10 protein-coding genes and 1 tRNA gene are annotated in these 12,822 nt (G+C 66.5%); 5 read left to right on the top strand and 6 right to left on the bottom strand.

What is annotated here, in order from left to right; all coding sequences use genetic code 11:
- The first annotated feature begins 111 nt into the window (after positions 1 to 111).
- Positions 112 to 1,602, top strand: a complete 1,491-nt coding sequence (glpK, locus tag QME71_02480; GenBank protein ID MDI6857164.1) for a glycerol kinase GlpK — start codon at positions 112 to 114, stop codon at positions 1,600 to 1,602.
- Between the two features lie 28 nt (positions 1,603 to 1,630).
- A complete protein-coding gene (locus tag QME71_02475) occupies positions 1,631 to 4,024 on the top strand; it encodes a glycoside hydrolase family 31 protein (GenBank protein ID MDI6857163.1) in 2,394 nt (797 codons plus the stop codon).
- A gap of 242 nt (positions 4,025 to 4,266) precedes the next feature.
- Here QME71_02475 and QME71_02470 read toward each other — a convergent pair whose 3' ends face one another.
- Positions 4,267 to 5,139 carry a hypothetical protein gene (locus QME71_02470; GenBank protein ID MDI6857162.1) on the bottom strand — a complete coding sequence of 291 codons (873 nt, stop codon included), beginning with the start codon at positions 5,137 to 5,139 and terminating at the stop codon, positions 4,267 to 4,269.
- A gap of 294 nt (positions 5,140 to 5,433) precedes the next feature.
- Here QME71_02470 and QME71_02465 point away from each other — a divergent pair, with 294 nt between their 5' ends.
- The 3 genes from QME71_02465 (at position 5,434) to QME71_02455 (ending at position 8,213) form a co-directional block, all read left to right on the top strand.
- Positions 5,434 to 6,027, top strand: a complete 594-nt coding sequence (locus QME71_02465) for a DUF2254 family protein (protein MDI6857161.1) — start codon at positions 5,434 to 5,436, stop codon at positions 6,025 to 6,027.
- Between the two features lie 65 nt (positions 6,028 to 6,092).
- Positions 6,093 to 7,328, top strand: coding sequence for an acyltransferase (locus QME71_02460; GenBank protein ID MDI6857160.1), 1,236 nt, complete (start codon positions 6,093 to 6,095; stop codon positions 7,326 to 7,328).
- 207 nt (positions 7,329 to 7,535) lie between these two features.
- Positions 7,536 to 8,213: a hemerythrin domain-containing protein gene (locus tag QME71_02455; protein ID MDI6857159.1), complete on the top strand. Its 678-nt coding sequence runs from the start codon at positions 7,536 to 7,538 to the stop codon at positions 8,211 to 8,213.
- 121 nt (positions 8,214 to 8,334) lie between these two features.
- Here QME71_02455 and QME71_02450 read toward each other — a convergent pair whose 3' ends face one another.
- From QME71_02450 to QME71_02430, 5 genes are all read right to left on the bottom strand, one after another.
- Entirely contained in the window at positions 8,335 to 9,516 is a 1,182-nt protein-coding gene (locus QME71_02450) for a (Fe-S)-binding protein (protein ID MDI6857158.1), read from the bottom strand.
- 124 nt (positions 9,517 to 9,640) lie between these two features.
- Positions 9,641 to 9,716 (bottom strand) — tRNA-Arg (locus tag QME71_02445).
- Between the two features lie 31 nt (positions 9,717 to 9,747).
- Positions 9,748 to 10,236 (bottom strand): DUF6391 domain-containing protein, encoded by a 489-nt coding sequence (locus QME71_02440; GenBank protein MDI6857157.1) that lies wholly within the window; start codon positions 10,234 to 10,236, stop codon positions 9,748 to 9,750.
- A gap of 77 nt (positions 10,237 to 10,313) precedes the next feature.
- Positions 10,314 to 11,651, bottom strand: a complete 1,338-nt coding sequence (locus QME71_02435; GenBank protein ID MDI6857156.1) for a hypothetical protein — start codon at positions 11,649 to 11,651, stop codon at positions 10,314 to 10,316.
- Between the two features lie 3 nt (positions 11,652 to 11,654).
- Complete coding sequence (locus QME71_02430; GenBank protein MDI6857155.1) at positions 11,655 to 12,788, bottom strand: hypothetical protein; 1,134 nt, start codon at positions 12,786 to 12,788, stop codon at positions 11,655 to 11,657.
- Between the last annotated feature and the right edge of the window lie 34 nt (positions 12,789 to 12,822).

Here is a 12,822-nt window from a genome sequence, read left to right as displayed (position 1 = left end):
GCGCCAGCGGTACCCTGCTGGAAACGCCCGCCCGCCGCAGGAGGGGCGCGGCGTCCGATGGCTACCGGTGACACTATCGCCCGACTTGGCTAAACTGCCGTCAGCATGCCCGTGTCACGCTACATCCTCGCGCTTGACCAGGGGACCTCGAGCTCGCGCGCTGTCCTCTTCGACGACGCGGGACGTCCTGTCGCCGATGCCGGCCGCGCCTTCCCCCAGATCTACCCGCAGCCGGGATGGGTCGAGCACGACCCCGAGGAGATATGGCGCTCGCAACTGGGGGCGGCGCGAAGCGCGATGGCCTCCGCGGGCATCGCTCCCGGCGAGGTCGCCGCGATCGGCATCACTAACCAGCGGGAAACGACGCTCGTCTGGGAGCGCGCAACCGGCCGCCCCGTCTACAACGCCATCGTCTGGCAGTGCCGGCGCACGGCGGCGATGTGCGACGAGATGCGACGGCGCGGACTCAAGCCGTGGGTGCGCGAGAAGACGGGACTTGTCATCGACGCCTACTTCTCCGGCACCAAGCTGCGCTGGATCCTCGACAACGTTGATGGAGCCAGACAGCGGGCGGAACGCGGCGAACTCGCCTTCGGCACCGTCGATAGCTGGCTCGTGTACCGGCTGACGGGCGGCGCCGCCCACGTCACCGACGCCACGAACGCCTCCCGCACCATGCTCTACAATATCCGCGACCGGCGCTGGGACGACGACCTGCTCCGCGAGCTCGATATCCCGGAGCCGCTGCTGCCACGCGTCTGCGCGGGCAACGCCGTCGTCGGCGAGACGGAGCCCTCCCTCCTGGGCGCGGCAGTACCGATCGCGGGGATCGCCGGCGACCAGCAGGCGGCGCTCGTCGGCCAGTGCTGCTTCGAGCCCGGCATGGCGAAGAACACCTACGGCACCGGCTCCTTCCTCCTCCTCAACAGCGGCGGAACGCCTCCTCTTTCCCAGGACCTGCTGACCACCGTGGCCCTCCAGGTCGACGGCCGGGTTGATTACGCCCTCGAAGGCAGCATCTTCATCACCGGCGCGGCGGTGCAGTGGCTGCGGGACGGGCTGGGTATCATCGAGAGCGCCTCTGAGAGCGAGGCGCTCGCCGCGTCGGTCGATTCCAGCGAGGGGGTATACGTCGTGCCGGCGTTCGTCGGGCTGGGCGCGCCCCACTGGGACCCTTACGCCCGCGGCGCCGTCCTCGGCATTACGAGGGGAACCACGCGCGCCCACATCACCCGCGCCACACTGGAGTCGATCGCCTTCCAGACGCGCGACGTCGTCGAGGCGATGGAACGCGAGTCAGGCATCGCCCTCGGCGAGCTGCGGGTCGACGGCGGCGCCGCCCGCAACGATCTGCTGATGCAGCTCCAGGCCGACATCCTGGGGCGTCGCGTCGTGCGCGCCGCCGTGCTCGAGACGACGGCGCTGGGAGCCGCTTACCTCGCCGGGCTGGGCGCGGGCGTCTGGAAGGGGCTGGAGGAGCTCGCTGCGCTCTGGCGTGCCGACCGCGCCTTCGAGCCGCGCATGGGCCACGACGAGCGGGAGGAGCTGTACGCCGGCTGGAAGCGGGCGCTGGAACGGGCGAAGGGCTGGGCGCGGGAGTAGCCGCAAGCGGCGAAGGAAGGGACAGACGATGGTTCGGGCGAAAAACAAGATAGCGGAGCTTATCGATCACCACGTCCCCATCTTCGCCGACCCCGCGCGCGAGTACGACTACGCCGCTTGCTACCGACGTTACCGCCGCACGAGGGACGGCGTCCGGTTCTACCTGGTGACGAAGGAAGGCCGCGAACTCGTCCTCGACATCGCGTGCGTCACGGCGGACATCTTCAGGGTGCGCGCCTACCCGCCGGGAAAGGAGCCGCCCCTCACGTCGCCAATGCTCGTCGAGAAGAAGCGGGCGGCGCCGCAGGTCGAGGTGCGCGCGGAGCCGGGCAAGGCGGTGATGGCGACGCCGTCCGTCGAGTTGCGCGTGGTGCGGCAGCCGTTCCACTTCGGCCTGTTCGATACGGCGGGGCGCAGGCTCTTCGTCCACCAGATCGGCGACAGGTCGTTCCTCGATCTGGTCGCTTTTCCGCTCGGCTACTCGACGGACGAGCGCGGCCGCGTCGCCTTCCACGAAGCGTTCGAGCTGGAACCGGACGAGCATCTCTTCGGGCTGGGGCAGCAGTACGGCTCCCCAGACAAGCGAGGGCAGCGCATCGTCTCCTGGTCGCGGGAGGTCGGCGGCACAAACACGACGAACCTGACGTACCACAATACGCCCTTCTTCTGGAGCAGCCGCGGCTACGGCGTCTTCCTCCACCACAGCAGCCGCGCCGTCTACGAGCTCGGCTTCCCGTCTATCGTCACCGGCGCCTTCCGCGTCGACGACCCCTATCTGGACTATTTCCTCATCTACGGCCCGCAGCCCAAGCAGATACTCGCCCGCTACGGCGAACTGACGGGCCTCGCGCCCGCGCCGCCGCTGTGGTCGTTCGGAGTGTGGATGTCGCGCTGCATGTACATGGACCGCAAGCAGGTGGAGGAGGTCGTGGAGACGGCGCGCGCGCTCGGCATGCCGCTGGACGTGATACACGTCGACCCCCGCTGGCTGCGGAATCGAAAACACCACCAGCGCGATGCCTGCGACTTCGAGTGGGACGAGGAGGCGTTCCCCGACCCCGAAGGCTTCGTGCGCTGGCTCGCGGAACGGGGGGTGAAGCTGTCGCTGTGGGAGAACCCGTACGTCTGGAAGGACAGCGAGATGTACCGCGAGGGCGTCGAGAAGGGGTACTTCGCGCTCGCGCCTGACGGCAGTCCCGCGCCGTCGCTGGAGAACCCGCCCGAAACCGAGAACGTCGTCACCGACTTCACCAACCCGGAGGCCGCGCGCTGGTGGCAGGAGAAGCACCGGCCCTACCTGCGCATGGGCGTCGCGCTGTTCAAGAGCGACTACGGCGAGGGCGTGCCCGAAGACGCCCGCTTCTCCGACGGACGCACGGGCGCGCAGGTGCACAACATCTACCCGCTCCTCTACAACCGCGCCGTCTTCGAAGTGATACGCGAAGAGCGCGGCGACGAGGCAATGGTGTGGGCGCGCTCCGGCTATGCGGGGTCGCAGCGCTACCCCGTCCACTGGGTGGGCGACACGCAATGCACATGGGGCGGCATGGCGGGCGCGCTCGCGGGCGGGCTCAGTTTGAGCATGTCGGGGGTGCCGTTCTGGTCGCACGACATCGGCGGCTTTACGAACCCCGACCGCTTTCGCCGGCCGCCCGTCGATTTGTACATACGCTGGGCGCAATGGGGACTGCTCTCGTCGCACAGCCGCTTTCACGGCATCCAGGAGCGCGAGCCCTGGTACTACGGCGAGAGGGCGGTCGAGATCGTGCGCGAGTTCGCCCGATTGCGCTACCGGCTTCTTCCCTACCTGTGGGCGTGCGCGCAGGAGGCGAGCCGCAGCCTGGCCCCCGTCGTGCGGCCCACGTACCTCGAGTTCCCCGACGATCCGCTCACGGCGTCGCTGCAGCTCCAGTATATGCTTGGGCCGTGGCTGCTGGTGGCGCCCGTGTTCAACGGTGAGGGGCGTTGCCGCGTGTATCTGCCGGCGGGCCGCTGGTGGGACTTCTGGAGCGGCGAGACGATCGACGGCCCGCGCAGTCTTGACCTCACCGTTCCGCTGGAGCGCATCCCGATCTTCGTGCGGCAGGACTCGATACTGCCGTTCGCGCCGGAGCAGGAGTTCGTGGGCCAGCGCCCCTGCGACTCCCTGCGGCTCGACGTCCGGCTGGCGTCTCGAGGCGCGCTGGATGTACAGATGCCGGAGGGCAGGGTCCGCGTGCGGGCGCGGCGGACGCGCGAACGGGTGCGGCTCGACCTCGCGGCATCGGGGCAGCGGCTGGAGATACGGTTGATCGAGCCGAAAGGGCTGCGCGAGGTCGCGTTCGCGGGCGACGCCGAGAAGCCGCGCCGGCGCCGGACGCGAAACGGGACGCTCATCGAGATGCGGCTCAACGGACGGGCCGCCGTCGATGCGCGTCTGTAGGGCCGGGGCTACGTACCCGACCAGGCGCGCGGGGCCTGCCAACGGGTAGGAAGCGAACAAACGGACAGCGAGCACGTCGCTGCGCGTTTCGATGCGCCGGTCCCGGCCCCCCTACACCCACGCTATTCAGCGCACCGTGGAGTAGGCTGGTTGGGAGGCGGCACCGAAAACCTGCCGCCGAGCCAGGGCAGTCTTCTCCGATCGCTCTCCCCGGCGTCTGCGCTCCACGAGGCCCCGAGCGCCTACTGCGTGAGCAGCGACTCCGACCCTTTCATGAAGCGGAGTTGCATTAGCATCTCCGAGACGCGCTTGCCGCCTTCCTCTTCGAGATACGACTCGAACCAGAAGTACTCCGTCTTCGGGCTCTGGCCGCGCGCCACCACTCGGCCGCCGTTCAGATACGGCCTGTCGAGGAAGACGGGCCCGTTGACGTGCCGCACCTCGATGGCGCCGAAGAGTCCGACGGCTCGGACGCCGCGCTCCTGGAGGTACGGAGTGTACGCGCGCGTCATCGCCGACACGGCGACCGTCGGGCTGGCGATCGGCCCGCCCCAGGGGGAGTCGCCGACGTACCAGGGGAGCGCCTCGGTTATCACCGGCAGTCTATCGATCATCGCCTGCGCGGGCACCGTCACCTCTTCGACGGGGAAGCTCTCCCCCGGCAGCACGCGCTCCAGGATGCCGTACTCGCCGACCGAGTACTTCGCGAGGTTCTTCTGCGCGAGGCAGGTCGGCTCCGCGCAATCGCCCGCCGAGGCCGTCCCCAGGCCCACGACCGTTCCGTCCGGCCGCTCGATGAAAACGTCGACCTGCGCGTCCCGCGCGCCGTCCGGCGGCACACCCATGATGCCCCTGACCTCTTCCAGGTCGACCGTCGCGTACTTGAAGTCGACGGACAGCGTCCCTCTCTCGAACCAGCGGGGCCCGAATGCCTCCAGCAAAAGGGGCACCAGCATCTCGAAGTGGATGCTGCCGGCGACGGTGCCGCCGCGAAAGCCGAGCGCCTGCGCCGTCGCGTCGTCGTGGATGGAGCCGGGAATGCGGTTGTGCAGATTGCGCGGTTGTCGCCACGGGCCGTACAGGCGGCCCTCCTTCAGCAGAATGTCATCGCCCATGTGGGCACCTCCCTCGGCCGCGGCCTTCATTGCTTGAACGCGGCTGAATACTAATTCAACCGGGGCGCTCCATCAAGAGAGGGCCTTCGAAGAACGCTGCCCGCCGGGCGACGACGTGCGCGGCCGCAACATAAACGTGGCGTAAACGGTCGCCGAAGAGAGTAAAGAATAGCTTCCAGTCGGAGAAGCGGGTCGCGGCCGAGAATGCGGAACGCGCGAACGCGCCGGGCAGCGATGGTACGCTTTCTTGTGAGGAGTCCGCTATTACCGGCGCGCCGGCTCGGGGGGAGACGCATGAAGACGCGGCTGGGCAACCTCTGGGAGAAGGTGCGCAACAGCTTCTGGGCGATCCCCGTCCTCATGGTCGCGTTCGCGACGGGTCTATCGTTTGCGGCCGTGGCCATCGACCGCGGCATCGAAGGGAGCGACGTCGAAGGCAAGTTCGGCATCTATTCGGGCGGCGGCGACGGCGCACGAGCGCTCTTGCAGGCGACAGCGGGGTCGATGATCTCGGTCGCCGGCGTCGTCTTCTCGATCACCATCGCCACGCTGTCGCTCGCCTCGTCGCAGTTCGGGCCCCGCATCATCCGCAGCTTCATCCGCGATCCCTGGAACCAGGTGGTCCTGGGCACGTTCGTCGCCACGTTCATATACTCTCTGCTCGTGCTCCGCACCGTCCGGACCGACGAGACCGTCTTCGTGCCGTATGTCTCCGTCACGGTCGCGCTCCTGCTCGCCCTTGCCAGCATCGGGCTTCTCATCTTCTTCATTCACCACCTCTCGACGATGCTGATGATTGAGCGGGCGAGCCGCGAGCTGCCGGAACCGGGCGACCGCATCGACGTCGAGGAACGGTACCGGGCGGCTTTGAGCGCCCTGGGCTACTAGTGCTCCTTCATAGAAAGGGTTAATATACTGAACAATAAACCCCGTCGCTGTTTCTGGCTTTCTCGATGGCCGAAGCGAATCCCGGCGGCCCAGCCCTCGCGGCTCGTTCCTCGGACGCAGCCGCCAGTGAAACGCGCTCTTCGGGAGGCCAGCCGGCCGGGCGCTACACTCTGGGGTATCAGCCCGCGCTCGACGGCATTCGGGCGCTGTCGGTGGCGGCTGTCCTCGCCTTCCATGCCGGCTACTCCTGGGCGCGCGGCGGATACCTCGGCGTCGACGCCTTCTTTGTCCTCAGCGGCTATCTGATCACAAGCCTGCTCATCGTGGAGTGGCGCCGCACGGGCCGCATAAGCCTCTCCGGCTTCTGGGCGCGGCGGGCGCGCCGCCTTCTCCCGGCCCTTTATCTGGTGCTGCTCTGGATGGTGGGCTATGCCGTCATCTTCTCGGATACGGTGCGTCTGGACAGGCTGCGCGAAGACGTTATCGCCGTATTGACGGGCATCTCCAACTGGTGGCCCCTGATTATCGACCGCGAGTACTTCACACCGCTGCGCCATATGTGGTCGCTGTCTATTGAGCAGCAGTACTACGTGGTCTGGCCTTTGCTCTTCCTCGCCTTCATCCGGGTGGCCCGCGACCCGATGAAGGGGCTGCTCTACGGCACGCTGGCCGTGGGGCTTGTGTCGGTCTTTCTGTCGGTGTGGCTGTACGACCCGGACGTCGTCCCGACGCGCATCCACTTCGGCACCGACACGCGCGCGCAGTCGCTGCTGGTGGGCGCGGCGCTGGCCGCCGTGCTGGCGCAGCGCGGTCCGCTACGGGGTCGCTACGTGAACTTCGCCTTGCAGGTCGTCGCGCTGGCGTGCTGCGCCGCGGTGGTCTATTCGTGGTGGTCCATCGCTCTCCACGATGAGTTCCTGTTTCGAGGCGGTTACCTGCTGTTCGCGCTCGCGGTCGCCGTTGTCATTCTGGCGGCCCTGCAGCCTGAGGGCGCTTTCGTAGGAAGGCTGCTGGCGCTTCCCCCGCTGCCGCAGCTCGGTCTCATATCGTACGGCATCTACCTCTGGCACTGGCCTGTCTACTGGGTCCTTACGCCCGACCGCGTGGAGCTGGAAGGCTACCCGTTGTTCGCCGCTCGGGTCGCTCTCACGGTGTTCATTGCCGCCGTCTCGTACAATCTCATCGAGGTGCCCTTCCGCCGGGGGGCCTTTCGCCGGCTGTGGGTATCGTGGTCGTTTGCGCCGGCGAGCGCCGTCTGCATCGCCGCCATGATCGTCTGGGTTACGCAGACCGGCATCTGAGGCGCCCCTGCTCAGTCCCCTCGCGACCACGCCCGAAGGATCGGCTGAGACAACTACCGCCGGGCCGCCGTGCAAGAGGTTATCCAACTTTTCACATTGTTTTCATCAGAAATAGCGCCCTCTTCACACGCCCTTCACGTCGCCCCGATAACGTGTCGGTCATGCGGCTACGCAAACGTTTTACGAAGCGACACGGGAGGTGAAGACATGGAGGCTCCGGTACGCAAGATCAGGTACATCCACAAGGCAATCCGGAAGGAACTGGACAGGCTGGAACAGGAAGCGCTGGCCCTCAACCCGAACGATCGAGAAGCGCTCGACCGTCTGGCAGAGCGGCACGCGTTCCTGCAAATGGTGGTGCGGGCGCACTCCGACGGCGAGGACGAGGTAATGTTCCCCGAGCTCGAGACGAAGGTGCCGAACGTTACAGAGCCCTACGTCCTCGACCACCGGGCGAAGGACGAGGCGTTTGAGACGGTTGGACGGTTGATCGGCGAGCTGAGAGAGGCAAGCTCGGAGCAGAGGCGGTCAGAGCTGCTGTGGGGGATCCAGCGAGGCTTCATCGCCCTGAACACCGACCTGGTCAACCACTTCCGCAAGGAAGAGCTTCACCTGGTACCCCTTGTCGAGCAGAACTTCGGGTTCGAGGAGCAGGGGGAAACGGTGCGCCGCTCGCTGGAGCATTACCCGCGCGAGCAGATGCCCCGCATCTTCGGCTGGATGATCAACGCGCTCGACCCTGATGAGCGGGCCGACCAGTTGCAGACGGTGATGCGAACCCTTCCTCCGCAGGCGTTGGCGCCCGCGTTCGAGGAGGCCAGGAAGCTGATCGGGCCCGATGCCTGGCGGGAGCTGCAGAGGCGCATCCCCGACCTGGCGGCCTAGCCCCGGCGGAACAGCGGACCTGTGATGTGGCGGCGACCGGAGAGAGCTCGCCAAGAGGGCGAGTGGAGCGCTGCGGTCTGCGGTGAATGTCGCCGAAGACTCTCAGTCCGAGCCGGACGGTCTAGACGCGGTCCACCTTCCCGTCCCGAATCACGTACCTTTCGCGCAGTAGCTCCGGATGCTCAACGACCTTCTTGACGATGTCGCTCCTGAGTTGCCTGCTGATCTCCGCAACCCGGTGCGGCGGTTGCTCGCCGATAGCCATTTGGGCCAGCTCTGTGATGTTGTAGACCTCGATATCCTGTTCCCGGGCCTGAGCCGACAAGGAAAGGCAACCGGTGCAACTTACGACGATGGCCTCTGCGCCCGTTTCTCTTGCCTCGGATACCCGTCTCGCGGAGATGGCAGACGTCAGTTGAGGATTCCGCCCCGCTACCGGGGTCCCACAACACAGCGATTCCCTCCGGTTGTGTTTCATCTCGACGACCTCTGCCCCCATCAGTTCGAGAAGCCTTCTCGGACTGTCATGCACGTCCGTGGCCATCATTCTCCAGGCGCAGGGGTCATGGAAGGTCACTCTGCGGTTGATGGGGTTGGTGAACCTGATCTCGCCTTTTTGATGCTGTTGCACCAGGTATTCCGCAATGGTCAGGGTCTCGATGTCGAATTCGGGAATGAGCTTCGGGTAGACTTGACTGATCATATCGTCACAGCCGGGGCAGAAGGTGACCATCCTTTCGATTCCGGTCTTCCTCAGCGCATCCAGCAAGCGCCGTCCCTTGATCCTGGCCTCTTCTTCTCCAAACAGCGCGTACACGTCGAGCCCGCAGCAGTATTTCATCCCGCCCACTTTGGGCAAGCGCTCAAGGAGCTTCGTCTTCGCAAGGTCGGTGAAGATGTATGAAAGGCTGCATCCCAGATAGAAGACTTCCCTGGCCGGCGCGGGGTTCGTGTAGGCGTTCAGGTCCCTGGCTTTTTCCTCCGTTTCGAACTCCAGTCCGACGGACATGATGTTGCACGGCACCTCTTCCGTCATGAGCGATAGGCAACTTGCGCCTTTGCCGCGGGCCTTAGCGGACCGGACCTCTCTCATAAGGTGCGAAGGGTTCGCTTCGACGGGACAGACTACGTCGCAGTAGAAGCAGCCGGCACAATCTCTCGACATGTCGCCGGGTTCTCTTGTCCGGATGAGCCGGGCTATCTCCTCCCGCGCGTCCTCCAGAGACATCTCGAGAAACGGACATTCCGCGAGACATGCCCCGCAAAACGTGCAATCTTCTTCTATGAACATGTTCTTCCTCACCGTCGGTTTCAGGATACGTCTAACACAGGAACCCGTAACAGGGCCAGAGCAGAAAGATAAGGAAGAGGATGTGACGCTTAACTGGAAACAAGCGGTCTGGGAAGATGTGTCTCGGGGAATGATTTGGCGTCCCTGGAGGGACTCGAACCCCCGACCCGCTGCTTAGAAGGCAGCCGCTCTATCCACTGAGCTACAGGGACGCTGCAGTTAGCCGGGCCGGCGCCGAACCGCCTAACCCTGCGATGTCTCTACTTTATGATAATGCCGTACGCCCTGGCCGGCATGCCGCACGCCCGTTATCTCCAGCCCTGATACGTCCGCGCTCGTCGTCAGGTTCTTCTGCAACCAGCGCCCGACAGGCTGCGCCGCCAGCACCGCCAGCATCGACGACAGCAACGTCGTCGGCATGCGCTCCCAGCGGTTGCGCCCGCCACTGGCAATGAGCGCCGCCAGCCCCGCCATGACGCCGGCCACGGCGAGGTTCGTGCCGCAGAGGGCGGAGACGGCAAGGCCAGACTCGCCGTTCTTCAGGCGCGCGAGACCTTCCCGCGCCGACTCCTCGACCGAACCTTCCGGCATGTCGCCGTAGATGTAAAAGCCGCTCGGCGTCGCCCGCCCGACCATCCGAGTGTTAGGGCCCAAACGCCGCATCAGCACAGCGATTGTCGCGTGCTCGAGAGCGTGATTGCGTCGCACCGCCGCCACAAACCTGTTCAACATGTCGCCTCCTCACAACGAGTATAGCATAAGGCCCCTTTCGCGGGCCTTGCTCTGTCCTTCTGCCCCGCTCTCCTCCGCTAATTCCTCATGACGCCCGGGATTCTCATCTTCATAATCGACACGATAGAGACGCTGACCGACCGCGTTTCCCCCGTTCCGGGCGCGATGATGCGCAGGGTGGCCCGTTGCGTCCCGCCGGTCAGGAGAGACGGATTCACGCTGATGGTGAGTTTCGCCTGGCGGTCGCACGGCGCGTCGGGCGCGCAGGGAAGCGCGGAGTCGATGGCGACGCCGGCCGGCGGCGTCACCTTCAGCCACGGGGCGGAAGGGACAGCCATCCACGACAGGACGCCGCTCCCCTGGTTCGAGACGATCACCTCCTGAGAAGCGACGTTCCCGCCCTGATCGGCGACGAGACGGATGTCGCCCGCGCTCACCGCCAGCCGCGGTGAACCGATGATCTGGTCGCGCAGGCTGCTCGGGGGTTTTGCCGTCGGGTATTGATGGGCGGGACCGGGCGTCGGTATGTCCATGTTGGCGTACGGGAAGACGAAGTTCGCCAGGTTGAGCGGGCCGCTGAAGCGGGGGTCGTTCAGATCGGGGTATGAGACCTCGAACGGCTGCCAGAGGGCGGCGCCTTTCACGACGGGAGGGTGAGCGGCGCAGCCCCAGACCAGCTCCTGGTAGGGGTACTTGGCGCGGTTATGGCCGAAGCCGTCGGTGGAGGGGCCGCAGCTATAGGGGACGCGCGGCCAGCCGCCGTAGATGGGGTCCATGGGATGATTGCTGCGGTTCGCGCCGGGGCCGGTGAAGCCGTTATAGCTCCAGACGGCGAAGTACCAGTTCTCGACCAGCGACGGGTCGCCGTTGGTATCGGTGCCCGCGATGGGACGGTTTTCCGGCGCTGCGTTCCATTTATCCACTAGCATCGCTGCGCCGCGCGCTATGTTGTAGGCGAAGTGGGTGGCCACCAGCACCTGCTCGGGGCTGGCGTGGCCGTTCTCGCCGAGCGGGGTCGTCATGCCGCTCGTGATCTGCATGATGCCGTGTCCGCAATCGAATGAGATGAGCGCGGGGCCGACGCCGCCGAACGGTATCTCGCGGGAGGCCTGGGTGATTACGCTTTCGATCCAGCCGATCGACTTCAGCAGCACGGGAGGGACGACCGGCTGCGTGCTGCTGCGGGTGCCGCGCAGCCCCGTTTCGAGGCGGGGCAGCCCGAAGTAGGCGTCGCCGGGGAAGAGCATGTTGTAGGCCGCCAGCTCCATCGTCTGGAGGTAAAGGCCGCGGTCTTCCATGCACTCGTACGTCTGGGGCGCCTCGGGCAGGCAACACGCCGAAACGGGGGAAGCGCGTCCGGAGGAGATGAGACCTGAGACGACCACCACCAACGCCGCCAGCACCAACCGTCGCACGGGCTATCCTCCGTCGATCCAGCCTGCGATCTCGATATCGCTCACCGAGGATAGCTTCTGCCGCTCGCCGCTGCCGTCCGTGAGCATCACCCAGCTCCGGCCGGGGCTGGCAGGCGAACCGCCCTCGAACGAGCGGACAGCCAGGTAGCCGCCGTCCGGCGACCAGGCGAGCGGAACATCGAAGCCTCTTGCGGGGGCCGCGAGCGCCTGCGCGCCGCCCGCGCCGGCGACCGCGATCTGGAGGGCGCCCGCGGGCCTCCCCGCCTCGCCCACGCGCCCGACCGTCAGCTTCTGTCCGCTCGGGTGCCAGACGGGGCTGAAGTCGCCTTTGCCGCCGATAGCCGCCGCTTTCATCATCGAAGCGCCGCCCGCGAGGTCGAGCACGACGGCGCCGTAGAAACTGGTGACACCGTCGGACATCGGCTTCAGGTAAGCGAGGCGCATTCCGTCGGGGGAGAGGCGCCAGTCGCGGGCAAAGCCGTCGCTCAGATGGGCCACGGCCGTCGCTGCCCCTCCGCCGGACGCCACGCTGCCGAGATCCGTCCCGTTCGGGGACAGGCGGACGAAATAGAAGACCGCGCCGTCGGCGGAGAAACCGACAGGAAAGAGCCCGGCGTTCGCCTGCGCCAGCAACGTCTCACCGCCCGAGAGGCCGACGCGCACGAGCCGGAACGAGCCCGCCGCGTTGTGCGCGGGGGCGCTGCGCCGGATGACCAGCGAGCCGCTATCGGGCGACCAGACGGGCGTGACGGGCAGGTCGGCGTCGGTGGCCAGAAGACGCCTGTTCGAGCCGTCGGCGTTCATCACCCACAGCTCCGCCGGCGCATCGATGTCGGCGGCGCCGCCCGGCGGCAGCACGGTATACGCGATGCGCCGCCCGTCCGGCGACAGGCTGGGGAAGATACCGTACTCGGGCGCGTGCTCGACGACGGCGACAGCGGTGCGACGCGAGGGATTCTCGGCGGAAGCGGCCCAGATGGTATCGGCGTTGGGGCCGAACTCGCTGAAGACGATCTGCGGGGCGCCGGTGGCAACGGCGATAGACCGAGTGGGGGCTTCCCGGGAGTCGAAAGCGAAATGCCAGAGGAGGAAAGCGGAGACGGCGATGACGGCGGCTGCCCCGGCGCTCCTTGCCACCGCTCGCAGATGTCCCTTCAGGCTTTGGGCCAAG

It is taken from the genome of Dehalococcoidia bacterium (assembly GCA_030018455.1).
In the GTDB taxonomy this organism is placed as follows: domain Bacteria; phylum Chloroflexota; class Dehalococcoidia; order DSTF01; family JALHUB01; genus JASEFU01.
Note: the sequence above shows the minus strand (reverse complement) of the source record. Positions and strands in the feature narration are given on the sequence as shown.